Below are 22,848 nucleotides of genomic sequence, written 5' to 3'. Positions count from 1 at the left end.
GGCGGCCCAGCCTGCGCCTGCGCAGCCAGCGCCCGCAGTGGCGGCCAAGCCGGCCGCGCCGCCGGAGCCGCCAGACGAATCCATCCCGATGGCCCGCGACTTGCCGGAACCTATCCAGCGCATCTTGCCGGCTGTCGCCATGAGCGGCTACATGTATTCGAAAAATCCGGCGGACCGCATGGTGTTGATCGACAAATCGCTGCGGCGCGAAGGCGATGAAGTGGCGCCGGGCCTGGTGCTGGAGCGGCTGATGCCCAAAGGCGCGGTGTTCACGTTCCGGGGCTACCGGTACCGCGTTCCTTATTAACCTGTTTTCGAAGGATTGCAATGCAACCCGTAATTGGCATCGTCGGCACGTCCGGCAGCGGCAAAACCACGCTGCTGGAATACCTGGTCACGCAACTGGCGGGGCAGGGCATACGGGTCAATGTCATCAAACATAGCCATCACGACCTGGAACTGGAACCGCCCCGCAAGGATTCCGCGCGCCTGCGCATGGCGGGCGCCCACGAAGTGATGGTGGCGTCGCCTTACCGCTTTGCCATCATCCAGGAATTGCGCGGCGCGTCGGAACCCACGCTGGATGAGCAGCTGGCGCGGATGGCGCCGGCCGACATGACGCTGGTCGAAGGATTTAAAAGTTTTGCCTTTGACAAGCTGGAAGTCTTCCGTCCCGAAGCGGGGCGCCCGCCGCTGTATCCGCATGACCCGTATATTGTCGCGGTGGCGTCCGACCAGCCCCGTCCCGCCGACGTGGCGCCCGGCGTGGCCTGGCTGGATTTGAATGCCCGTGAATCCGTGCTGGACTGGCTTGATGGCTGGCTGAAAAAAAATCGTGCAGCGCCCTAAAGTCTGGCGAAAAGCATCCGTAATTTAGGGATAAGCCTGATTGGGAGGATGCCATGGACGTTAGCGGAATTGCACGAACAGCGACAACGATTGCCGATACCGGCATCAAACAGGATGTCGCCATCGCTGTGGAAAAGAAAGCCCAGGAAGTACAGGCTTCCAGCGCCCAGGCGCTGGTTGAAGCGATTCCGCCTGTACCCAAGGCTTCCAATTTGCCACCCAACCTCGGCACACGCATCAATACGACGGCTTGAGCACCTTCAGTGTTGCTCCAGTTGCGTTCCCTGAATCCGCACCATAGAATGCGTCAACAGATTGTAGGTGTTGTGCGTTAATGCAGGACGTAAGACTTCTTACGTAATTCTGAAACGTGGATGCCCGGCCTAAAGGCCCTGCACCCAGGATGACTAAATTAAAAGGGAACGACCATGAAAAAACTGATTGCCGCCGTAGTTGCCGCCACTTTCGCGATGGGTTCTGCCTTCGCCCAGGCTCCTGCTGCTCCAGCTCCTGAAGCAGCAGCGCACGCCCCAGCGAAGAAAGCATCGCACAAGAAGGTGTCGCACAAGAAGTCGCACAAAAAAGCACGTAAAGCCGCAGTGTAATTGTTTGGCGTAGCCGCCAGACTGCGCTCTGAGCGCTGACGTGAAATAAAGCCCGGGCATCAGTACCGGGCTTTTTTTTTCACCCGATCGAAAAAAAATTAAAAATAGTTGTAAGGTTGCGCTGCCCTGGCGCGACTACGGTACAGCTGCAGACTTCTGCGCTGTCATTTTTTAATCTACCTGAGGAGATTCACCATGAACAAACGCCAAGCCCTGATCGCCGCCGCCCTGGTTACCGTATGCGCTGCCGGCGCAGCGTCCGCTGCGGATGCACCGAAAGGCGACAAGGAAAAATGCTATGGCATCGCCAAGGCCGGCCAGAACGACTGCGCTGCTGCGAATGGCGCGCACTCGTGCGCAGGCCAGTCCAAGGAAGACAATGGCGCCGCTGAATGGAAGTTCGTTGCCAAGGGCACGTGCGAAAAAGCCGGCGGCAAAACCACCCCGCCAGCCAAGTAATTCCCATTCCCCGGTAATGCATGGAGCCCGCTATGCCAGATGAGCACCGCCACCCCTGCATGGCCAGCGATACGGTATCGCTCGGCGTGGGAGTCGGACTGCGGGCGCCCCATTACCGGCAATTCATCGAGCAGCGCCCGGCAACGGGCTGGCTCGAAGTGCACACCGAAAATTACCTGGACCGCGCGGGCTGGGACTGGCACGTATTGCAATCGCTGCGGCAGGATTATCCCGTCAGCTTGCATGGCGTCGGCCTGGGACTGGGATCGGCGCGGGGCTTTTCAACGGAACACTTGCAGCGTGTGCGGGAACTGGTGCGGGCGATCGAGCCGTCGCTGGTGTCCGAACACCTGTGCTGGGGCGCCGTGCAGGCGCACCATGTGAACGATTTACTGCCGCTGGCGCTCGATCACAGTGCGCTGGCGCTGATGTGCGGGCGCGTGCAGCAAGTGCAAGATGCGCTGCAGCGCCCCATCTTGCTGGAGAACGTGTCGACCTATGTGCGTTTCCGCCACGATGCCATGAGCGAAGCGGAATTCATGGCGGAACTGGCGCGGCGCACGGGCTGCGGCCTGCTGCTCGACATAAACAACCTGTACGTCAACCAGTGCAACCACGGCGAAGATGCGCTGGCCGCATTGCAGGCCATCGCGCCCGGCATGGTAGGTGAAATCCACCTGGCGGGCCACCTGGTCACGCCGCAAGCCGTGATCGACCACCATGGCGACACGGTGGCCGCGCCGGTGTGGGCGTTGTACGAGGCGGCGTTGCAGCGCTTTGGCGCTGTGCCCACGCTGATTGAATGGGACACGGATATTCCCGCGCTGGATGTGTTGCTGGGCGAGGCGGACAAAGCCCGAATGCGGATGGGCGCTTGTGGCCCGATTCGGGCCACGGAGGCGGAGCGTCCGCGCGTGGCGGCGCTATCGGCAGGCTGCGGCGATGAACTGGCGCAGCACCAGCAGGCATTTGCCGCCGGCCTGTTCGATCCCGCCCAGGCGCCGCAGGCACTGGCGCCGCTGGCATCGCACGCACAGCTGGCGCACCGTTATGCGCTGTACCGGGGCAATCTGTCCGCCACGTGGCACAAGGTGCTGGCGGCAGCGTATCCCGTGATTGCGCAACTGGTGGGCGATGAATTTTTTGAAGCACTGAGCAAAGCCTATGGCCGCGCGCATCCTTCTGACAGTGGAGACTTGAACCGTTTCGGCGCGCACTTTGCCGTCTTCCTGGCGGACTTCCCCCATGTGGCGGATTTACCGTATCTGCCGGACATGGCGGCGCTGGAGTGGGCGTTGCACCGCGCCCATTACGCGCCCGATGCACCGGCCGCCACCGCTGCCGTGCTGGCAGCCATGGCGCCGGAAGAGGTTGAGCAGTGGGCGCCGGGCCTGCACCCCGCATGCACGCCGCTGGCGCTGGCCACCAATGTGGTGGCGTTGTGGCAGGCGCACCAGCCCGATGGCCCTCCGTTCCCGCAGCACATGGCGTTGCCAAGCTACTGCATGGTTGCGCGGCCCCGCTGGAAAACCGCGGTGACGCCGCTGCCCGCCGCATCCTATGCGGCGCTGGCGGTCTTGCGCGCCGGCGGCACGTTTGGCGCGGCGCTCGATGCGGCATTCGATATCGACGAAGACTTTGACATGGCAGGCCAGCTGCAATGCTGGCTGGAAGCCGGCGCCATTCACGACGGGACAAAAAATGAATAAATTGATGGCTCTGCACCAGCGCCTTGCGTGCTGCGATGCGGTTTTATCGGACTGGGGCGTTTCGCTGGCCAGCGTGGCGTTCCGCTGGTTCGTCGGCTGGCAATTCCTGAAGTCAGGCATGGTGAAAGTCAGCGACTGGGGCGCGACGCTGGACTTGTTCCGCTATGAATACATGACGCCGGTATTGCCGCCGGAACTGGCGGCGTATATGGGCGCAACGGGGGAGCTGGTGTTGCCGGTCTTGCTGTTTGTCGGCCTGGTGACGCGGCCCGCCGCATTGGCGCTGTGCGCCGTCAATGCAATGGCAGTGCTGTCGTATCCACAGTTATTCCAGTTTGACTGCCCGGCAGCCGTAAACGACCACTTTTATTGGGGCGCCTTGCTGCTGGCGGTGGTGGCGATGGGACCGGGGCGGCTGTCGCTCGATGCGTGGCTGGCGCGCCGCGCGCGCTAATTTATTCCACGCGCTATTCCGTCAGGAAGGCCCGCATCATCTTGGCTTCGCCCGTGACGTCATGGTGCAGCACATTGGCCGCATGGGTGGCGGCGATCATCCGCGTCAGTTGCGCATCTTCAAAACGGGCCAGTTCTTCAGTGGCCGTTTGCAGCGCGTGCAGCAAACGGGCGCGCGCGCCTTGGTACAGGATGCTGGAATAGTGATCGGTATTCTTCAGCAATTCCTCTGCATTTTCGATGACTTGCCGTAAGTCGCCGATGAGGCGCTCTTGTGTGTGCGAATTTTCCGGGCATTCCATGGCGTACTCCCGAGACAACTTTGCGTGCCGGATGGCGCTGCCGCCATCCCCGTGTTGAGTTTCAGCTTAGCTGAATATTTCTCAAATGCAAGAAAATCCGCCTGTGCTGCAGCTTATGCCGCGCCTTCCGCCACCACGCTGATTTGCACATCACCAATCGTGACGCGCTGGCCGGCGCGGATTTTGGCGGTTTTGCGCAACTCTTGCTTGCCGTCGACCTTCACTGCGCCGCTGGCCACCAGCACTTTGCCAGCCCCGCCGCTGTCGCACAGGCCGGCCAATTTCAAGAGCTGGTTCAGCTCGACGAACTCCCCGTTCAATTCAAAACTCACTTTTTGCATTTTATCCTCAGTCGCTGTCACGCGTTGATTACTGGTTTAATAGGTGTTATCGCGCAGCGGGACGGGTCATGTCGAGCGGAATGATCCATTGTGCGAACTGTTCGTCCGTGACGAAACCCAGTTCCAGGGCGGCTTCCTTCAGGGTTTTACCTTCATGCTGCGCTTTTTTTGCGATTTGCGCGGCGCGATCATAGCCGATATGGGGCGCCAGCGCAGCCACCAGCATCAGCGACCGCTCCATCAATTCCGCAATGCGGCCTGCATTGGGCGCGATGCCTTGCGCGCAATGGTGGTCGAAACTGCGCATGCCGTCAGCCAGCAAGCGGGCGCTTTGCAGGAAATTGTGAATGATCAGCGGCTTGTAGACATTTAATTCAAAGTTGCCGGACGCGCCGCCCACCGTGATGGCGGTGTCATTGCCGAACACCTGGCAGCACAGCATCGTCATGGCTTCGCACTGCGTTGGATTGACTTTGCCGGGCATGATGGAACTGCCCGGCTCATTTTCCGGAATCGTGATTTCACCCAGGCCGGAGCGGGGACCGGACGCCATCCAGCGCACGTCGTTGGCGATTTTCATTAATGCGGTGGCCAGCGTTTTCAGTGCGCCGTGGGCAAACACCAGCGCATCGTGGCCAGCCAGTGCGGCGAATTTATTGTCCGCGCTGGTGAACGGCAATTGCAGGCGGCTGGCCAATTCCTGCGCCATGCGCGCGGCATATTCAGGATGGGCGTTCAAGCCGGTGCCGACAGCAGTGCCGCCGGCCGCCAGTTCCAGCACCGGGGGCAAGGCGGCCGTGATCATCAGGTCGGCGTAATCGAGTTGCGCCGCATAGCCGGAAAATTCCTGGCCCAAAGTCAGCGGCGTGGCATCCTGCAAATGCGTGCGGCCGATTTTCACGATATCGGCAAAGGCGTGCGCTTTGGCTTCCAGGGTGGCGCGCAATTCGCGCAGCGCGGGCAAGACGTCGCGCGCCATCGCCCATGCGGCCGCCACGTGCATGGCAGTGGGAAAAATATCGTTGGATGACTGGCCTTTGTTGACGTCATCGTTCGGGTGCAGCAGGCGCGCTTCGCCCCGTGGTCCGCCCATCAATTCGGACCCCCGGTTGGCCAGCACTTCATTCATGTTCATGTTGGACTGCGTGCCGGACCCGGTCTGCCACACGGATAACGGGAATTCGTCCGCATGCTGCCCGGCCAGCACTTCATCGGCGGCCTGCATGATGGCGTTGGCTTTGGCTTCGGGCAGCACGCCCAGGTCGACATTGACGCGCGCGGCGGCGCGTTTGACTTGCGCCAGCGCATTGATGAGGCCGGCCGGCATGCGTTCCGTGGAAATCGCAAAGTGGTGCAGCGAGCGCTGGGTTTGCGCGCCCCACAGGCGGTTGGCCGGCACGTCAATGGGGCCAAAACTGTCTTGTTCGGATCGGGTGTTCAAGGCAGCCTCCACACGGTTGGTATAACAGCAAGTGTAACGCAGTGGTCAATTTCCAGCGCGGGGCTAACTATTGGAGAAATCTTGCCGTTAAGACTCATACATCTTGTGCCGCCGACTTACACGCTATGCAGCATCGCTTTCACTGTTTTTCAACCATTGCCGTTGCCGCCGCCATGCTGGCAGGGGGGCCTGCCGCTGCTGCGGAACTGGGCGATATCGCGGTGCGTACTTACCTGAACCAGCCGCTGACAGCCGATATCGAACTGGTCATGCTGTCGCCGGAAGAAGCGGCGGAAGGCGTGCCGGTACGGATGGCGGGGGCCAATATTTACCAGGGCGCCAATGTGCGCATGCACCCGGCGCTGGCGGGCGCGCGCATGTCGGTGCAGCGCAAGGACCAGCGGCTGTTCGTGCATATCGTCACGTTGCAGCCCATCGATACGGAAGTCGTGCACTTGTACCTGGAACTGGGGACGGGCAGCCGCGCCGCGGTGCGCGCCGCTACCTTGTGGCTGACGCCGGAGCCGCCCGGTGCGCCGCGTCCGCCCGTGGTACGCCCTGTGCCTGCGCAAGTGGCCAGCGCGCCGGAACCGGCGGCCAGCACCATGGCGCCGGCGCCGCCTGTTGCAAGAGCGCCCACTGCAGCGCAATTGCACCCGGCGCCGTTGCCGCCGCCTGCGGACATTGCGCCGCCGGCGTCTGCGCCGGTTTCCGCTGCGCACACCGCCGACCCTGCGCTGCCGGGTTTCGCGCCATCCGAGGCGGCGCTGATTGCCGCCCGCGCCAGGGCGAATGCGGAACGGGAAGCGCTGACGCGCCGCGCCGCATATGGCGCTGATTTGCTGCGCACTACGCCGCAGCGCAGCGCGCCGGCGCATGCGGCCTGTGCGCCCGGAGGCGCTGGCCAGGCCAGGCAATGCGTGGCGCTGGACCAGAAAAATATGGAATTGAATGCCAAGATCCGTGACCTGGAAGGGAAGGTGCAGGCATTGCAGTCGGCGATGGCGGCGCCTGCGCCGGCGGCGCATCCGGCAGCAACAATGCCTGCGGTACCGGCGGCATCTGTGGCGCCGGCGGCGTCTGCGGCTGCATCGGCTGCTTCGGCTGCGTCGGCAGCATCGGCTGCGTCTGGCGCTTCCGCCGCGTCTGCCGCTTCCGCCGCGTCTGCCGCTTCCGCCGCGTCGGCGCCGCCGGCTGCGTCCACGCCGGCCGCCAGTTCGCCAATGAATCCGGCCGGTTCCGTGATTCCGCCATCGGGCCATGGCGCCAATGGCAACGGCAAGCGCCGCTCTGGCTTGAACGCCACCACGCAAATCGTGCTGGGTGTCGTGGCGGCCTTGGCCGTACTAGGCGGCCTTGTCTATGCGGTGCGCAAGAACAAGCTGACGTTGCCATCGAAAGACAAGCTGATGTTCTGGAAACGTTGGAAGCGCAACAAGCAGGAAGCGGCGGAAGCGCTGCCGGCAGAGCCGCAAGAGCCTGTGCTGGACAAGGACGGCGAATAAGCCGCACATAAAAAAAAGCGCCCGCAGGCGCTTTTTATTTGGAGCATCCGGAACTTACTGGCAGACGCCTGGCACTTGGCCGATCCATGGATCCGTTGCGTCGCGCACAGCGCGGTCATTGGCAAGAATCTGCTTCAGCAGGGCAATTTTACGGGCGCGGGCATCGCCTTGCTGTGCAGGCACCGTTGCGCCGGCAGTCACCATGGCCACGGTGGCGGCAGTCTGGTTTTCCAGGCGGCCCAGGCTTTCCCAATCATTGGCGCGCGCAGCCATCACCATTTTACTGGTCAAACCAGCAACGTTTTCATACATGGAGAGGACTTCGTTCGAGGTCATGGCGTATCCCGGAAAATGGAAATGGATTACTGCTTGTCTGGATTAACGTCATGCCTTCCGGGAACTTTAGGGTTTTTTTGAAAAAAATCGAAAATTTTTTAGAAGTGGTCAAACCAGCAATATTCCCACCCCCTTCGGTGCCAGGCACCAACGCTAAAAGCAATAAAAAAGCGCGGCAAAGGCCGCGCTTCTGGTGGGAGGGCAGTTGTTTATTTGATCAGTTCTTCCAGGCCCGCGCTCAGTTCGCTAGGCGGCGGCATGTCGTCCAGCAATGCATTGGGCGCCAAGCCCAGCTCGGCAGCCAGTTCTTCTGGATAGCAGGCAGCGATTTCCTCGGCCGACAATCCATTTTCTTCCACACGGGCGCGCCACGACGCCAAATGAATGACGCCGCACAGGTGGGTGGCGTCTTCATCGTTCAACGGGTCAGGGTAGTGGGCGATGGTTTCCGCGAACACGTCCGGGAATTTCCAGCGGCGCGCCAGTTCGGCGCCGACATCGGCATACGTATAGCCCAACGATTGTTTTTCCGTATCGAGCCGGCGCGAATCCAGTGGCCCGGCAACTTTACCCAGTTGCATCGCCTGTTCCGGCATGGCGGAATGAATCACCAGCTGGCCGATCGCGTGCATCATGCCGATGGTGAAGGCCAGGTCGGTATTTTCCTTGGTTTTCTTGGCAATCCATTTGGCTGCGCACGCCGTATACAGGCTGTAGCGCCAGAATTGTTTCAAGTCGAGGCCGGGCACGGATTTGAAACCGCTGACCAGGCCAGAGCTGATGACCAGCGTCCGCACCGTCACGAAGCCCAGCATCAGCACGGCGTCTTCCACCGTGCCGATACTGCGCGACACGTGGTAATACGCCGAGTTGGCCAGCCGCAGCAGCTTGGCACTCAACACCGGGTCGGCTGACAGTTTTTTGGCAACTTCTTCAGTGGAGACACTGGCCTTGTCAAAACTGGCGATCAATTCCTCGACGACCTTGGGTGCGGTGGGCAACGCGGTGGGATTCTGGAAAAGCGCTTCAAGTTTCATGTAGGTCTCCTATGAGAATGCGTTGCTGTAGATGAACTATATAGCGAATTTTTCCTCTGTAGGGGCTTTTTGTTGCAGTACTGCACCGTAGGGCGTGATTCCTGCAGCCTGTCCGGGATTTTTGCAGTTTGTCGCAATGTGCCCGCATCAAAATGCCAGACGAAATACAGTGCAGGCTGGCGTACCACGCCTCAAATTTTAAAAAACATAACAGGAACCGACCCCATGCATGCACCAGTCAAAACCGCCCTCAGCCTCGCGCTGTGTGGCGCCCTGCAATTCGTTGCCGCCCATGCCATCGCAGCCGACAACGTTGCGCCGCCGGCCGCGCCCGCTGCCGCCGCAGTCTTGCCCGGCGACGACTTCTTTAGCTACGCCAATTCGGAATGGCTGAACACGACGAAAATCCCGGATGACCGCAGTTCGTGGGGCGGCATGTCGCAACTGGCGGAAGAAACCAACCAGCGCATCATCAAGCTGGTGGAAGCGGCGGCCGGTTCGCCGGATGCGGAAGCAAAAAAGGTTGGCGATTTTTACCGCGCGTTTATGAATGACACCGCCATCGAAGCGCGCGGCCTGGCGCCGCTGACGCCGGCGCTGGACAAGATCCGCGCCATCCGCGACAAGAAAGAATTGACGCGCGCATTGGGCGAAACCATCCGCGCCGACGTGGACCCGCTGAATGCCACCAACTTCCAGACGGAAAACCTGTTTGGCTTGTGGGTATCGCAAGGCTTGAATGATCCAAAACACAATGTCCCGTACCTGCTGCAGGGCGGGCTCGGCATGCCGGACCGCGCATATTACCTGGACGACAGCGAGCGCATGCACAAACTGCGCACGGCGTACCAGGCGCACATTGCCGCCATGTTTAAACTGGCCGGCTTCAGCGATCCGGAAACCCGCGCTGCCCGCGTGTTCGACCTAGAGCGCAAGCTGGCGCTGTCGCACGCGACGCGCGAAGATTCCGCCGACATGGCAAAGTCCAACCACACGTGGTCGCTGCAAGACTTCGCAAAGAAAGCGCCGGGCATGGACTGGAACCTGTTCTTTGCCAGCGCCGGCTTGAAAGGCCAAAAGCAATTCATGCTGTGGCACCCGACCGCCATGACGGGCGCCGCCAAACAAGTGCAGGAAGGTTCGCTCGATGCGTGGAAAGACTTCCTGGCCTTCCACACCATTAACCACCACGCCAACAATTTGCCGCAAGCGTTTGTTGACCAGTACTTTGATTTCTATGGCCGCACCTTGTCCGGCACGCCGCAACTGTCGGTGCGCTGGAAGCGCGGCCTTGCTGCCGTGAATGCAGGCATGCCTGATGCGGTCGGCAAACTGTATGTGGCCAAGTACTTCCCGCCGGAAGCCAAGAGCAAGCTGGAAGGCATGGTCAAGAATATCGTCAAGGCGTTCCATCAGCGCATCGACAAGCTGGCGTGGATGGACCCGGCCACGCGCAAGGAAGCCCACGCGAAGCTGGACGTGCTGTACGTCGGCGTTGGCTACCCAGAGAAATGGACGTCGTATGCGCATCTGGACGTGAAAGCCGACGATGCATATGGCAATGCCGAGCGTGCGGAAAAGCTGTACACGCAGCAGCAGCTGGCCAAGCTGCATCAGCCGGTGGACCGCAAGGAATGGTGCATGCCGCCGCAACTGGTTAACGCCGTGAATTTGCCGATGCAAAATGCGCTGAATTTCCCGGCCGCGATCTTGCAGCCGCCATTCTTTGACTTGAACGGCACGGACGCCGCCAACTATGGCGCGATCGGCGCCGTAATCGGCCATGAAATCAGCCACAGTTTCGATGACACGGGTTCGCAGTTCGATTCGAAAGGCTTGCTGCGCGACTGGTGGACCAAGGATGACGCGGCCCACTTCAAGACTGCCACGCAAGCGCTGGTGGCCCAATACTCGTCCTATCAAGCATTCCCGGACCTGGCGCTCAATGGCCAGTTGACGTTGAGTGAAAACCTGTCCGACCTGGCCGGCCTGGCGGCTGCCTATGATGCGTTCAAGGCCGCCAACCCCACGGTGCCGGACCGCGACTTCTTCATCGGCTATGCGCGCAGCTGGCGCAACCTCGTGCGCGATGCAGCGCTGCGCCGCCAGGTCATGACGGATGGCCACGCCCCGGCAAAATGGCGCACGTACACGGTGCGCAACCTCGACGCATGGTATAAGGCATTTGACGTGCAGCAGGGCCAGCAACTGTACCTGGCGCCGCAAGACCGCGTGCGCGTCTGGTAAAAGGAAACGGCAATGGACGACATCGGGCAGATTACGCAAACCACACTGGCACATTACGACCGCAGCGCGCAGCAATTTTTCGAAGGCACGCGCGACCATGATGTGAGCCAGAACATTGCGGCGCTGCTCGATGCCATTGAAGGCGCCCCGCCGTTCCGCATCCTGGACTTGGGATGCGGGCCGGGGCGCGATTTAAAGCGGTTCACAGAACTGGGCCATATTGCCACGGGCCTCGACGGTTCGGCGGAATTTGTCCGCATGGCCCATGAATACAGCGGCTGTGACGTGCTGCAGCAAGACTTCATCGGCCTGCGGCTGCCGCCGGAAACATTCGACGGCATTTTTGCCAATGCTTCGCTGTTTCACGTGCCGACTGCGGCCTTGCCGGATGTGTTGAAGCGTTTGCAGGCTGCGCTGAAGCCGCGCGGCGTGCTGTTCAGCTCCAATCCCCGTGGCAACAACCAGGAAGGGTGGAACGGCCCCCGCTACGGCAGCTACCACGACTACGACACGTGGGCGCGTTTCGTGACGGCGGCAGGATTCGCGCCGCTGCACCATTATTACCGTCCGCCCGGCTTGCCGCGCGACCAGCAGCCATGGCTGGCCAGCGTATGGCGCAAGTGTGAATGAGCAGTGTTAAGGAGCAGTGTTAAGCACCGTACGGAAGCGTACATACCCGCTGGCTATGATTTCCCTGGGCACACCATGTGGCGTGTGCATACTTTCAGGAGGTCATCATGAACAAGGACCAGATTAAAGGTAAAGCCAAGGAAGTAGCCGGCAAAGTGCAACAGAAAACCGGCGAGCTGGTGGGCAGTTCCGAACAGCAAGCCAAGGGCTTGTCGAAACAGTCTGAAGGCAAGCTGCAGAAAGGCGTCGGCGACGCCAAGGAAGCCGTGAAGGATGCGATCGACCGCGGTAACCGCTGATCGGCGTTCCCCGCATGAAGAAACCCGGCTGCGGCCGGGTTTTTTATTGCTCGAAAGTATATATTTCTTTTCATTATTATTGTCATTTGATATATTCACGGAAATTTTCATTTCCATGAGGATCAAATGATCAAGAAGGCAGTATTGGCAGCCCTGTTTGGTTTTTCTTCGTGCGCGCACGCGGCGTGGGTGACCACCGAACTGGGTTCGCTGGGCGGAACGTATTTCACTGTCAATGGCATTACCAATAGCGGCCAAGTCTACGGCTCAGGCCACCTTGCCGGTGATGCGGACGTCGCGGCGTTTATTACGCGCAATGGCTCTTTTCAGCAAGTTGGCTCGATGGGAGGCGTCGGCACGTTTTCCATGGCTGCCAACGGGGCTGGGCAATTGGTGGGCTATGGCTATACCGCCAACAATGGCGGGCATGACGGTTTCCTGTTCGATAACGGGACCGTGACGCGGCTGACCTTGGGCGGCACGAACGCGCGGGCGGAAGCCATTAACGATGCGGGCCAGGTGGTGGGGACCAGCATGCTGCCGAACGGCAATGACTACGTGGCCTTTTTGTACAGCAATGGCGTGATGACGCCGCTGTCGCTGGGCGGCGCCAGCAGCAGCGTCGGCATGATCAACAACCACGGCCAGGTTGTGGGGGCGGGGCAGCTGGCTGACGGCAGCTACCGCGGATTCTTGTACGACCATGGCGTGATGACGCAACTGGGCACGCTGGGCGGCAACTACAGTGGCGCCCGCAGTATCAATGAAGCGGGACAGATTATCGGCACATCCAATATTGCGGATGACAGCGCTTACCACGCATTTATTTCCAGCAATGGCGTGATGACGGATCTGGGGACGCTGGGGGGCTCGCACAGCTCCGCCAATGCGATCAACGCATCAGGCCAGGTGGCGGGATGGAGCCTGGTTGGTAATGGCGTGCATGCGTTCGCCACCGTCAACGGCGCGATGGTTGACCTGGGTACGCTGGGCGGCAATTACAGTTCGGCTGAAGCCATTAACGCAGCCGGCCAGGTGATCGGCAACGCGGTCCGCAGCGATGGCAGCTTTACTGCATTCCTGTACGACGATGGCGTCATGTATGACGTGAAAGACTTGCTGTCGGGAGGCTTTGAAGCAGTGAACAATATTGCCATCAACGATGCGGGGCAATTGGCAGGCACGGCGTTGCGCAATGGGCGCTGGGAAGGCTTTATCCTGACTGAATCGGCCGACACGCATGTGCCGGAGCCGGCCGGCCTGGCGCTGATGCTGGCAGGGCTGGCAGCCATGGCGTTGACGCTGCGCCGAAAACAGGCGGACTGACAAACGCGAAGGGCCGGAACATGTCCGGCCCTTCATTCCTATGCGCAGTGTGCTTAGTTGGATTCCGGCTTCAAGTTCTTCTTGAAGAACGCTTCAATATTGCCATACACGTGGCGCTGCGGCCCCTTGCCGGAAATGCCGTGCTTGGCGCCTGGATACGTCATCAATTCAAAGTGCACGCCACGGTTGACCAGCGCATCGATCATGCGCGTGGAGTTGGTGAACAGCACGTTGTCATCCGCCATGCCGTGCATCAGCAGCAGCGGCGATGTCAAGCCATCGACGTGGGCAAACACACTGCTTTGCGCATAGCCCTGCGGATTGTCTTTCGGCGTGCTCATGAACTGTTCCGTGTAGTGCGTGTCGTACAGTTTCCAGTCCGTCACCGGCGCAACCGACACGCCCATGGCGATCTTGTCGGACGCTTGCGACAGCAAACGCAAGGTCATGAACCCGCCGTAGCTCCAGCCAAACACGCCGATGCGCTTGGCATCGACAAAGCTTTGCTGTCCAAGGAACGCCACGCCCGTCAACTGGTCTTGCACTTCCACGTCGCCCAGGTGCTTGTAATTGGCATCCGTGAACGCGCGCTCGCGGCGGCTGGAACCCCGGTTATCGAGACGGAACACGACAAAACCTTGCTGCGCCATGTACTGGTCAAAATAATTGCCCCATTTGCGCGACACGTGCTGCGCATGCGGGCCGCCATACGTGGACAGGTAGACTGGGTAGCGCTTTGAAGGATCAAACTTGTACGGCTTGACCATCGAGTAATGCAAGGTCTGGCCATCCTGCGCTTTCAACGTGCCATATTCAGTGCGCAAGTGGTCGGCCTTGTACGGCGCATACGGATGCTTGGCGTCGACCTTGTTTTCTTCCAGCCACGTGACCATGGCGCCATCGGCGCGGCGGATCGCCACTTGCGGCGGCGTGTCCGGGTCGGAGAACGTATCGACAAACACGTCGCCATTACGGGCAAACGCGGCGTCATGCCAGCCGTCCGCTTGCGTGATGCGCTTCGGATTGGCGGCCGTGCTGCCATCGATGTGCAGTGCATACACTTGCTTGTCGATGACGGCGTCGCGGTTCGACGCGACATAGACTTTGCCCGCCTTTTCATCGACCGCCAGCACATTGTCGATGCCCCAGTCGCCTTTGGAAATCGCGTGCAGCATCTTGCCATCCATGCTGTACAAATACAGGTGGTTGCGGCCCGAACGTTCCGATGCCCAGATAAACGCATCGCGCGATTTCAGGAAGCGCAAGTCCTCGTGGATGGTGGTCCACGTGTCGGATTTTTCCGTGATCAGCACACGCTGTTGCAAGGTGGCGGCATCGACGGCCACCAGTTCCAGCGTTTTCTGGTCGCGGCTCTGGCGCTGGAACGTCAGCGTGCGGCTGTTGGCGCTCCAGTCGGCGCGCACCAGGTAAATGTCGGGATCAGGCCCCAGGTTCACGTCGCGGGTGTCGCCGGTGGCAGGCGACACGATCTTCAATTGCACAGTCACGTTCGGATCGCCGGCGGCAGGGTAGCGCTGTTCGATGACGTCCGTGCGGTCCGCATAAATTTCAAAGCGGCGCGCGATCGGCACTTGCGTTTCGTCGTAGCGCTTATAGGCAATCGCGCTGTCGTCCGGCGCCCAGTAGTAGCCGGTGCGCTGGCCCATTTCTTCCTGTGCGATGAATTCCGCTTCGCCATTGTGGATGGCGCCTTTGCCATCGGTGGTCAGCTGGCGCTCCTTGCCCGTCGCCAGGTCGATGACAAACAAATTCTGGTCGCGCACGAACGACAGGTAGCGGCCTTGCGGTGAAATTTTCGGATCCAGCACCTGGCCGGACGCCACCAGGCGCGCCGCATCGGGCTTTGCCACGTCGATCAGATACAGGTTGCCGGCTATCGGCACCAGCAATTGCTTGCCGTCCGGCGACCAGCTGTAATTCAAAATCCCCTTCAGGCTCGCGGTGCGTTCGCGCTCGCGGCGGGCTTTTTCCGCATCGGACAGGTTTTCGTCCGGCACCAGGATCTTCGAATCCACGAGGCGGTGCGTGCTCTTGTCCTTCAGGTTGTATTCCCACAAGTCCATCTGGAACTGATTGTCGTCGCGGCCCTTGAGGAACGTGACGCGGGCGCCGTCCGGAGACACTTTGAGGTTGCGTACGGCCGCGCCGGCCAATGCCGGGTCAGCGTGAATACGGTCCAGGGTCAGGCGCTCGGCGGAAGCGGGGATAGTCGTTGCCATAGCTGCAAGGAGAGGAAGGATCAGTCGCATGGGTTCACGTGTGAGGATTATTGCGGCAAGACAATACCAGAGTGGGGGGCGGCAAGGGTATGGAATACGGGCCGAAAATCCGACGTTCGTTCGGCCCTTGGCGGCATCGGCCTACGCTTGCATGGCAGCGGGGCGCCGCCGGGCGCTGTCCCGCACGCGCTGGTTGGCCAGCACGTACAGCGACCAGCTCAGCAGTGTCGCGGCTATCGTCAAACCCAGCACCAGCCCGATCCAGAAACCCGCTGCCGCCATTGGCGCAGCGGGAGCAAACGGTATCCAGTCCGGCGCCAGGCCCAGAATACAGCCCAGCGGCAGGGCGAATACCCAGAACGCCAGCAACTGGATCAGCATCGGCTGGCGCGTGACTTTATAGCCGCGGATGGCGCACGATGTCGCCACCTGCGTCGCGTCGGACAGCTGGAACAGCGCGCCAAACAGCAGCAAGTGCGCGCACAGCGCCTGCACTGCCGTGTCGGACGTGTAGGCTGCGGCAATTTGCACATTGAACAGTGCAATGCCGATGGCGGACAGCACGGCAAACGACAGCGACATGCCGACGCCCACCCACGCGGCAAAGCGCGCCTGTGCCGGATTGGCTTCGCCCATCGCTTGTCCTACGCGCGTGATGACGCCGATGCCGAACGACAGCGGCGCCATGAACACCAGCGACGCGAAGTTCAGCGCAATCTGGTGCGCTGATACTTCGACCACGCCAAAGCGCGCCACCAGCAGGCTGACGGCGCCAAACGCGGACACTTCCGCGAAGTACGTGATGCCGGTTGGCAGGCCCAGCTTCAGCATCGAGCGGATTTCCGGGTAGTAGGGCCATTCCCAGCGCGTGAACGGATACGTCTGGCGGTAGGCGGGCGAGACTTTCAGCCACACCAGCATGGCGCCCAGCATCAGCCACATGCACGCGCCAGTCGCCACGGCGCAGCCGACGCCGCCCAGCTTCGGCATGCCGAAGTGGCCAAAGATCAATACCCAGTTGACCGTCACGTTAAACGCCAGGCCCAGCAGGGCAATCACCATCACAGGCTTGGTTTGATTGATGCTGGTGCTGTAGCCATACAAGGCGCGGTACGCCGCATAGGGCGGCATGCCGATGCTGATGATGTGGACGAACAGCGATGCGCGGTCGTTGACTTCCTGCGCCATGTGCAAATGGTCGAACAGCAAGGTCGCGGCATTGCACGCCAGCGCGCCGATGAGGCCCACGCCCAGCGCTTTCCACAGCGCCTGGCGCACGGAGTGGGCAATGGCTTGATGTTCGCCCGCGCCCACCTGGTGCGCCACCACGGAGTTAATTGCCATCATCGTGCCGGTCACGGTGACGAGGATGATGGACCAGATCGACGCGCCCAGCGACACGGCAGCCAGTTCCGTCGCGCTGGCATGGCCCGTCATGGCCACGTCCGCCACGCCCATGCCGACCGTCGCCAGCTGGCCCACCAGCACCGGCCACGCCAGTTGCCACAGGGCGGCCGCTTCGCGGCGGATATTGGGGAGCGTGAACGTCGTCGGCATGGCGAAAATGCAATAAAAAGAAGCCATTTTATCGGCATTTTCCCAGTGGCGTAGGAGACCAAGAGTAGGAATTTGTTACAACGTCGTGTAGGCTGGCGGATCAGTCAGGACGTTGACTAGAATACAGTGCAAAAGGAGCTAAAAAAATGAAACGTACAACCATCCTGGCCTTCGCGGCCGCCATGCTGGCCGGTCAAATGGCCGCTGCCACCGCAGGTGAAATGACCTTGTATTCGCGCGATGGCTTCCGCGGCGAAGAATTGACGATCCGCGACGGCGCGCGCAACTTGCGCGATGCCGGCTTCAACGACCGCGCATCGAGCCTGATCGTGCATTCCGGCGTGTGGGAAGTGTGCGAAGACAGGGACTTCGGCGGCTATTGCGCTGTGTTCGAGCGCGGCGAATATCCAAACTTGCGCAACTTTAACAACAGTATTTCATCGGTGCGCCAGATCGAACGGGGCGGCCACGGCTACCGCGACCGCGACCATGACGGCCGCGACGACCGCCAGGAGCGCCGCGAATGGCGTGAAGAACAGCGCGACCGCCGTGGCGGCTTTGACCGTCCAGATCCAATCGAACTGTTTGAACATTCGCGCTTTGAAGGCCGCCGCGTATCCTTCCAGGGTGAAACGCGCAGCTTGCGCGGCGCGGACTTCAACGACCGCGCCAGCTCGATGGTGATTTATGAAGGCCAGTGGCAATTGTGCGAGCACGACAATTTCGGCGGCCAGTGCGTCGTGTATGGCCCAGGCCGTTACGACAACCTGGGCAATATGAATGACAGGATTTCGTCGTTGCGCCGCGTCCGCTGAATTGGCTGACCTGGCTCAATCAGCCAACGAAAAGAAGTGCAGCGCGCGGTTAAAGGCGCGCTGACGGCAGCACGCGCGGCACATCGCTGGCAGCCTGCGCCAGCACTTCCATCGCTTGCAGCCGCGCGGACCGCGACAGCGCGTGCAAGTCCGCGCGCCTGGCGGCGCTGTCCGCCGGTTTGCGCGGCGCCCGCAATGCCGGCAGGGCATCGTCCGGCTGTTCCGGCGCGACCTGGCGGCTCCACACATTGCCGTTGTCCACATCAAAAATAATGCTGCGGTGGCCCATACCGTACAAGCTTTCCGAGACCACTGGAATACCATGCGCCCGCAACAGGCGCAGCGCCACTTCGCCATTCTGGCGGCCTATGCCTTGCGTCGATCCCGGGAACATTTGCCCGCCGCCGAAAATCTTGGCCTGGCATTCCGCCGGATCGACGCCCATGGCGCGCAATTCCGTCAACATTAATTCCAAGGCTTCTTCGCCATAGCGGCTGTTCAATTCCGATGCTTTGTTCTGGTTGCGCGACGACAACAGGAAGTGCGACATGGCGCCGATTTTGCGTTGCGGGTGCCACAGCGTAATCGATACGCACGATCCCAGCAGCGTGCGGATGCGGTGTCCCTGGCCGCCAACGAAGTAGTCGCCGGGGAGCAGAAAAATATCAGTGATGTCGTTATCGGGTCCCATGACGCTAATGTAGGCAATGCTCGCCCCGGCGTAACTTGTACTTTGGTGCAGTGGGGCAACAATTTGTTGGCAACTCGTTATTTTCCAGGGGCGTCCGTGACGCTGCTTTGTAACATGTACCAAAGTACAGGTTACAAATAATTTCCCGGTGGATACAGTCTGACGGAATCGAACGGGTATCCACTTTTTTATAAGAGACAAAACATGGCAAAAACCATCATGGTGGTCGACGACTCGGCGTCACTGCGGCAAGTCGTGCACATTGCGCTCAAGGGCGCCGGCTATGACGTGGTCGAGGCGGCGGATGGGCAGATTGCGTTAAACAAGCTCGACGCACAAAAGGTCAATTTGATCGTATGCGACGTCAATATGCCCAACATGGACGGCATTTCCTTTGTGCGGGAATTGAAACAAAAGCCTTCCCACAAATTCACGCCCGTCATCATGCTGACCACGGAATCACAGGAAGAAAAGAAGCGCGAGGGGCAGGCTGCCGGCGCCAAGGCGTGGGTGGTGAAGCCCTTCCGTCCTGAAGTATTGCTGGGCGCCGTGCAAAAGCTGGTGCTGCCATGAATTGGTTGTCGGCATTGACGGTGCGTGCGCGCCTGGGCGCCTTGGTGGCCTTGTTGTGCGCGCTGATGCTGGGCGCCGGCTTTGCGGGCTTGCGCGGCATGCATGCGTCCAACGCGCGCCTGAAGACGGTATATGAAGACCGCACGGTGGCATTGGCCCAGCTGGCGCAAGCCGGCGAAGCGATATTGCGCCACCGTACGCGCACGCTGCAGGCAGCGCTGGGCGCGGCGGAGGACGTGGAAAAAAGCCTGGCGGTGGCGGATACGTATTACAGCACCTATCAGAAAGAGTGGAGCGAATACATGGCCACGTACCTGACGCCCGACGAGAAAAAGCTGACGGAAGAATTTTTGCCGGCCTGGAACGGTTATCTGGAAAAGCGCCGGCCCATCGTGGCGCAACTGCGGGCAGGAAATATGAAGCAGGCGCTGGAGAACATGAAGACGCTGGACAGCGATTTCTATGCTGCAATGGATGCCATGGGTAAATTGCGAGCCTTGCAAGAGACCGTGGCAAAGGAAGAATATGACGCGGCGGTGGCTGACTATAACGCAACGGTCCGCAGCAATGCGCTGTTGATGGCGGGCGGGCTGGCGTTCGGCATCGTACTGTCGTGGCTGCTGATTCGCAGTTTGGTGCGCCAGCTGGGCGGCGAACCGGCGTACGCGGCGCAAATCGTCAGCCAGGTGGCGGAGGGTAACCTCGCGGTCGACATTCAGTTGCGTGCCGGTGACAAGCACAGCCTGCTGTATTCAATGAAAGCCATGGTTGCCAGACTGTCGGCCGTGGTGTCGGAAGTGTCCAGCAGTGCCTGTGTGCTGGCCAGTGCGTCGGAACAAGTCAGTGCGACGGCGCAAGCGTTGTCGCAATCGTCCAGCGAACAGGCGGCCGGTGTCGAGCAAACCAGTGCATCGGTTGAGCAAATGACGGCATCGATTGCACAAAATACGGAAAATGCCCGCGTCACGGATGCCATGGCCAGCAAGTCTGCCGTCGAAGCCGCAGAAGGGGGCGTGGCGGTGCGTTCGACCGTCGAGGCCATGACGCAGATCGCGAAAAAGATCGGCATCATTGACGACATCGCGTATCAAACCAATTTGCTGGCGCTGAACGCCGCAATTGAAGCCGCCCGTGCCGGTGAACACGGCAAAGGCTTTGCCGTCGTGGCGGCTGAAGTGCGCAAGCTGGCCGAACGCAGCCAGGTGGCGGCGCAAGAGATTGCCGAAGTGGCGTCATCGAGCGTGGGCCTGGCGCAACAGGCCGGCAAGCTGTTTGATGAAATGGTGCCGAACATTAAGCGAACATCGGACCTGGTGCAGGAAATTACGGCGGCTTCGGAAGAACAGTCGACGGGCGTGGCGCAGATCAATACGGCGGTTAGCCAGCTGTCTATCGCGACACAGAAAAATGCGGCCGGTTCGGAAGAACTGGCGTCAACTGCCGAGGAAATGAGTAGCCAGGCGGAAGAATTGCAGGCGGCGATTGCCTTCTTCCGCGTGGCGGGCGGCGCGGTGCAGGCAGAGTCGAAAGCAGCGCCTCCGGCTGCCCGTATGGTGACGATGCGTAAAGCCGCAGCCGCCAGCGCGAACAAGGCCCGCATCGCTGCCGTGCCGAAAACCGCACCTGCCCAATTTGCCGATGGGGAACCAGACGAAGCATTGTTCACCCGCTTCTGATGCGGGGATGGGCATTCGGGCGATGCCAGCGCTGTTCATTTGACGGGTGTTCCGCGCATCCCTATACCACCAGATTACTTGCGGCGCTATGGCTTGAATGGGACACACCACTACGGGGAGACCCTGCTGGTGCAACGTTCCCTGAGACAACGAGTACAATTCATGAAAATGAATTGGCGTTGCCTCGGATCGGCTGATCTTGCTGGGCAACGCCTGATGTTAAGACCCAGCGCCAGGTGGTGGCGCGCGTAGCGCAGCAGTTGAAACCGGAGGACACTTGTTCATTGGCCACGCTGAAAGCCTGAAGGACATCGATGCCGACGCGGTTTTGCTGGCGCCTTCGATATACCGGAAATCCGCATGAGCATTCAGGTCTTGGTGGTGGACGATTCGGCCGTTGTGCGCCAGGTGTTGAGCGGCTTGCTGAATGCAGCGCCGGGCATACAAGTCACGCACGCGGTGGCGGACCCGCTGCTGGCCATCGAGCGCATGCGCCTGAACTGGCCCGATGTCATTCTGCTCGACATCGAAATGCCGCGCATGGATGGCATCACCTTCCTGCGCAAGATCATGAGTGAAAAGCCGCTGCCCGTGGTGATTTGCTCGTCGTTGACGGCCGATAGCACGGCGTTGACGGTGGAAGCCCTGTCGGCCGGCGCCGTGGCTGTGGTCAACCGGCCCCGCGTCAATCTCCGCGAATACATGACGGACCACGCCGATGAATTGATTTCCGCCATCCGCATGGCGGCCGCCTCCAATACACAGCAGCATGCCGATGAACAGGCACGGCGCAAGCCGGCGCCGGTGCCGCCGGCTCCGCTGATGCCGCCACCCGCCAAGCTGACGGCCGACGTGATTTTGCCCCCCGGTGACGGGGCCGTGGTGCCGCGTTCGGAACCGCTGGTTGCCATTGGCACATCGACTGGCGGTACGCAAGCGCTGGAACGCGTGCTCAGCGCGCTGCCGTCCGATGCGCCCGGTATTGTCGTGGTCCAGCACATGCCGGAAAAATTCACGGGCGCGTTTGCCGCCCGCCTGGACAGTATTTGCGCGATTGCCGTCAAGGAAGCGGAAACCAATGACCGCGTGCAGGCGGGCGTGGCGCTGATTGCACCGGGCGGCAAGCACATGCTGGTGCGGCGCAGCGGCGCCACGTATTACGTCGACGTCATCGATGGGCCGCTGGTGAACCGGCACCGCCCATCCGTCGATGTACTGTTCCGGTCCGTGGCCAAGAGCGCCGGCGCCAATGCGCTAGGCATCATCATGACGGGCATGGGTGACGATGGCGCGCTGGGCTTGCTGGAAATGCGCAAGGCCGGCGCGCGCACCGTGGCGCAAGATGAACAAAGCTGCGTCGTCTACGGCATGCCGAAGGAAGCCGTGAAACTTGGCGCCGTTGAAAAGACGGTCCCGCTCGATGCGATCGACCGGGAAATCGTCGCGCAAAGCTTTGCCATCAAGTGATTTCCTTGTCAGTGCGGGTCTTGCCGCCCTGTGCCCGCCGCATGTCATCCTTTTGCACATTGGACGTATAGCGCTGGTGCGTGCTGTCGCCGCGTGCGCCAGTCGTGCGGTCGCGGTGCGTGGTGCTGGCGGCGGCTTCGCGCGCGCTTTGCTGGTTCAGCGCCGTACCTTGTTGCATGCCTTGCGTGTTTTGCCACTGCATGTTTTTCTCGGTGCGGGCAGTTTTCTTGTGCCGTTGCTTGCTCATGATGATCTCCTGTTGAAACAGTGGTGTCATCGTAGGCCCGGCA

Annotated in this window: 24 protein-coding genes and 2 pseudogenes; 17 read left to right on the top strand and 9 right to left on the bottom strand. The window is 60.9% G+C overall.

Annotated elements, in window-relative coordinates; translation table 11 throughout:
• From GM668_RS19025 to GM668_RS19000, 7 genes are all read left to right on the top strand, one after another.
• Positions 1 to 307, top strand: a 307-nt coding sequence (locus GM668_RS19025; RefSeq protein WP_170305707.1) for a general secretion pathway protein GspB, incomplete at its 5' end; no start/stop codon positions are given.
• Positions 308 to 327: 20 nt separating this feature from the next.
• On the top strand, positions 328 to 849 hold the full coding sequence (gene mobB / locus GM668_RS19020; RefSeq protein WP_155440524.1) for a molybdopterin-guanine dinucleotide biosynthesis protein B: 522 nt from the start codon (positions 328 to 330) through the stop codon (positions 847 to 849).
• A 53-nt stretch (positions 850 to 902) separates the two neighbouring features.
• The gene (locus tag GM668_RS19015; protein ID WP_155440523.1) at positions 903 to 1,103 is read left to right on the top strand and encodes a YjfB family protein; all 201 of its coding nucleotides are present in this window, start codon (positions 903 to 905) and stop codon (positions 1,101 to 1,103) included.
• 174 nt (positions 1,104 to 1,277) lie between these two features.
• The gene (locus GM668_RS30585) at positions 1,278 to 1,454 is read left to right on the top strand and encodes a hypothetical protein (RefSeq protein WP_170305706.1); all 177 of its coding nucleotides are present in this window, start codon (positions 1,278 to 1,280) and stop codon (positions 1,452 to 1,454) included.
• A 195-nt stretch (positions 1,455 to 1,649) separates the two neighbouring features.
• Positions 1,650 to 1,913, top strand: a complete 264-nt coding sequence (locus GM668_RS19010) for a BufA1 family periplasmic bufferin-type metallophore (RefSeq protein ID WP_155440522.1) — start codon at positions 1,650 to 1,652, stop codon at positions 1,911 to 1,913.
• 32 nt (positions 1,914 to 1,945) lie between these two features.
• On the top strand, positions 1,946 to 3,622 hold the full coding sequence (gene bufB, locus GM668_RS19005; protein ID WP_229499532.1) for an MNIO family bufferin maturase: 1,677 nt from the start codon (positions 1,946 to 1,948) through the stop codon (positions 3,620 to 3,622).
• Positions 3,615 to 4,076, top strand: coding sequence for a DoxX family protein (locus GM668_RS19000; protein ID WP_155440521.1), 462 nt, complete (start codon positions 3,615 to 3,617; stop codon positions 4,074 to 4,076). Before bufB ends, GM668_RS19000 begins: the two co-directional genes overlap by 8 nt.
• Positions 4,077 to 4,089: 13 nt before the next feature.
• Here GM668_RS19000 and GM668_RS18995 read toward each other — a convergent pair whose 3' ends face one another.
• The 3 genes from GM668_RS18995 to fumC all read right to left on the bottom strand — a co-directional run bounded on the left by GM668_RS18995 (position 4,090) and on the right by fumC (position 6,159).
• Positions 4,090 to 4,377, bottom strand: a complete 288-nt coding sequence (locus GM668_RS18995) for a DUF883 domain-containing protein (RefSeq protein WP_155440520.1) — start codon at positions 4,375 to 4,377, stop codon at positions 4,090 to 4,092.
• A gap of 113 nt (positions 4,378 to 4,490) precedes the next feature.
• Positions 4,491 to 4,718 carry an RNA-binding S4 domain-containing protein gene (locus GM668_RS18990; RefSeq protein WP_155440519.1) on the bottom strand — a complete coding sequence of 76 codons (228 nt, stop codon included), beginning with the start codon at positions 4,716 to 4,718 and terminating at the stop codon, positions 4,491 to 4,493.
• Positions 4,719 to 4,764: 46 nt separating this feature from the next.
• Complete coding sequence (gene fumC, locus GM668_RS18985) at positions 4,765 to 6,159, bottom strand: class II fumarate hydratase (RefSeq protein WP_155440518.1); 1,395 nt, start codon at positions 6,157 to 6,159, stop codon at positions 4,765 to 4,767.
• A 125-nt stretch (positions 6,160 to 6,284) separates the two neighbouring features.
• Here fumC and GM668_RS18980 point away from each other — a divergent pair, with 125 nt between their 5' ends.
• Positions 6,285 to 7,664, top strand: a complete 1,380-nt coding sequence (locus GM668_RS18980; protein ID WP_155440517.1) for a type IV pilus assembly protein FimV — start codon at positions 6,285 to 6,287, stop codon at positions 7,662 to 7,664.
• A 54-nt stretch (positions 7,665 to 7,718) separates the two neighbouring features.
• Here the strand turns inward: GM668_RS18980 and GM668_RS18975 are convergent, their stop codons facing one another.
• Together GM668_RS18975 and GM668_RS18970 are read right to left on the bottom strand one after the other, a co-directional pair.
• The gene (locus GM668_RS18975; RefSeq protein WP_155440516.1) at positions 7,719 to 8,000 is read right to left on the bottom strand and encodes a flagellar protein FliT; all 282 of its coding nucleotides are present in this window, start codon (positions 7,998 to 8,000) and stop codon (positions 7,719 to 7,721) included.
• Positions 8,001 to 8,209: 209 nt separating this feature from the next.
• Positions 8,210 to 9,037 carry an HDOD domain-containing protein gene (locus tag GM668_RS18970; RefSeq protein ID WP_155440515.1) on the bottom strand — a complete coding sequence of 276 codons (828 nt, stop codon included), beginning with the start codon at positions 9,035 to 9,037 and terminating at the stop codon, positions 8,210 to 8,212.
• 225 nt (positions 9,038 to 9,262) lie between these two features.
• Here GM668_RS18970 and GM668_RS18965 point away from each other — a divergent pair, with 225 nt between their 5' ends.
• The 4 genes from GM668_RS18965 (at position 9,263) to GM668_RS18950 (ending at position 13,539) form a co-directional block, all read left to right on the top strand.
• On the top strand, positions 9,263 to 11,284 hold the full coding sequence (locus GM668_RS18965; RefSeq protein ID WP_155440514.1) for a M13 family metallopeptidase: 2,022 nt from the start codon (positions 9,263 to 9,265) through the stop codon (positions 11,282 to 11,284).
• Positions 11,285 to 11,296: 12 nt separating this feature from the next.
• Positions 11,297 to 11,914: a class I SAM-dependent methyltransferase gene (locus GM668_RS18960; RefSeq protein WP_155440513.1), complete on the top strand. Its 618-nt coding sequence runs from the start codon at positions 11,297 to 11,299 to the stop codon at positions 11,912 to 11,914.
• 107 nt (positions 11,915 to 12,021) lie between these two features.
• Complete coding sequence (locus GM668_RS18955; protein ID WP_155440512.1) at positions 12,022 to 12,213, top strand: CsbD family protein; 192 nt, start codon at positions 12,022 to 12,024, stop codon at positions 12,211 to 12,213.
• 126 nt (positions 12,214 to 12,339) lie between these two features.
• Positions 12,340 to 13,539 carry an HAF repeat-containing PEP-CTERM protein gene (locus GM668_RS18950; protein WP_155440511.1) on the top strand — a complete coding sequence of 400 codons (1,200 nt, stop codon included), beginning with the start codon at positions 12,340 to 12,342 and terminating at the stop codon, positions 13,537 to 13,539.
• Positions 13,540 to 13,592: 53 nt separating this feature from the next.
• Here the strand turns inward: GM668_RS18950 and GM668_RS18945 are convergent, their stop codons facing one another.
• The gene (locus GM668_RS18945; protein WP_155440510.1) at positions 13,593 to 15,809 is read right to left on the bottom strand and encodes a S9 family peptidase; all 2,217 of its coding nucleotides are present in this window, start codon (positions 15,807 to 15,809) and stop codon (positions 13,593 to 13,595) included.
• A gap of 111 nt (positions 15,810 to 15,920) precedes the next feature.
• The gene (locus GM668_RS18940; protein WP_155440540.1) at positions 15,921 to 17,336 is read right to left on the bottom strand and encodes an MATE family efflux transporter; all 1,416 of its coding nucleotides are present in this window, start codon (positions 17,334 to 17,336) and stop codon (positions 15,921 to 15,923) included.
• 146 nt (positions 17,337 to 17,482) lie between these two features.
• On the opposite strand from GM668_RS18940, the gene GM668_RS18935 reads away from it, so the two are divergent.
• Positions 17,483 to 18,151: a beta/gamma-crystallin gene (locus GM668_RS18935; protein WP_155440509.1), complete on the top strand. Its 669-nt coding sequence runs from the start codon at positions 17,483 to 17,485 to the stop codon at positions 18,149 to 18,151.
• Positions 18,152 to 18,200: 49 nt separating this feature from the next.
• Here GM668_RS18935 and GM668_RS18930 read toward each other — a convergent pair whose 3' ends face one another.
• Positions 18,201 to 18,842 carry a chemotaxis protein CheD gene (locus GM668_RS18930; RefSeq protein WP_211923418.1) on the bottom strand — a complete coding sequence of 214 codons (642 nt, stop codon included), beginning with the start codon at positions 18,840 to 18,842 and terminating at the stop codon, positions 18,201 to 18,203.
• A gap of 204 nt (positions 18,843 to 19,046) precedes the next feature.
• On the opposite strand from GM668_RS18930, the gene GM668_RS18925 reads away from it, so the two are divergent.
• The 4 genes and pseudogenes from GM668_RS18925 (at position 19,047) to GM668_RS18915 (ending at position 22,558) form a co-directional block, all read left to right on the top strand.
• Positions 19,047 to 19,415: a response regulator gene (locus tag GM668_RS18925; protein WP_155440508.1), complete on the top strand. Its 369-nt coding sequence runs from the start codon at positions 19,047 to 19,049 to the stop codon at positions 19,413 to 19,415.
• Positions 19,412 to 19,945: pseudogene (locus GM668_RS31920) on the top strand (MCP four helix bundle domain-containing protein); the annotation flags it as partial. The gene GM668_RS18925 and the pseudogene GM668_RS31920, both read left to right, overlap by 4 nt.
• Before the next feature lie 135 nt (positions 19,946 to 20,080).
• A pseudogene (locus tag GM668_RS31915) lies at positions 20,081 to 21,091 on the top strand (methyl-accepting chemotaxis protein); the annotation flags it as partial.
• A gap of 360 nt (positions 21,092 to 21,451) precedes the next feature.
• The gene (locus GM668_RS18915; protein WP_155440506.1) at positions 21,452 to 22,558 is read left to right on the top strand and encodes a protein-glutamate methylesterase/protein-glutamine glutaminase; all 1,107 of its coding nucleotides are present in this window, start codon (positions 21,452 to 21,454) and stop codon (positions 22,556 to 22,558) included.
• Here GM668_RS18915 and GM668_RS18910 read toward each other — a convergent pair.
• Complete coding sequence (locus GM668_RS18910; protein ID WP_155440505.1) at positions 22,551 to 22,805, bottom strand: hypothetical protein; 255 nt, start codon at positions 22,803 to 22,805, stop codon at positions 22,551 to 22,553. The two genes, GM668_RS18915 and GM668_RS18910, sit on opposite strands and share 8 nt — an antisense overlap.
• Positions 22,806 to 22,848 lie beyond the last annotated feature (43 nt).

The sequence above is a fragment of the Pseudoduganella ginsengisoli genome, from assembly GCF_009720865.1.
In the GTDB taxonomy this organism is placed as follows: Bacteria; Pseudomonadota; Gammaproteobacteria; order Burkholderiales; family Burkholderiaceae_D; genus Rugamonas; species Rugamonas ginsengisoli.
Note: the sequence above shows the minus strand (reverse complement) of the source record. Positions and strands in the feature narration are given on the sequence as shown.